The organism is Corallococcus sp. AB038B (assembly GCF_003668955.1).
Lineage (GTDB): Bacteria > Myxococcota > Myxococcia > Myxococcales > Myxococcaceae > Corallococcus > Corallococcus exiguus.
Genome location: NZ_RAWO01000339.1, coordinates 1 through 392 on the forward strand (window position 1 = coordinate 1; position 392 = coordinate 392).

The window sequence follows — 392 nt, forward strand, 5'->3', positions numbered from 1 at the left end:
GTCGTGTCGGTCCACCACCCGGACCCGGAGGCCCGCGCGGTGCTGGAGGACTCGCTGCGCCGCTTCCCCGCGAGGCTCGGAGAGGGACTGGCCGGCCGCGTGGCCGCCAGCGGGCAGACGCTCTTCGTGCCCCGGCTGGAAGCGCAGGAGCTGCACGGCGACCAGCTTCCCGAGGGCGTGTCCTTCCTGGAGCGCTACGGCCCGCAGAGCGTCATCGTCGTCCCCCTGGGCGCGCGAGGCTGCGTGCTCGGCACGCTGGGCGTCATGCGTGAAGCGCAAGGGCGCGAGTACACCCTGGAGGAGCGCGCCCTGCTGGAGAGCCTCGCGGCGCGGGCGGCGCTCGCCATCGAGGACGCACGGCTGTACGGCGCGGCCACGCAGGCGGTGAAGGC

1 protein-coding gene is annotated in these 392 nt (G+C 75.0%); it reads left to right on the forward strand.

What is annotated here, in order from left to right:
- A partial coding sequence (locus D7Y04_RS43500) for a GAF domain-containing protein (RefSeq protein ID WP_147477385.1) occupies nt 1-392 on the forward strand: 392 nt, incomplete at both ends.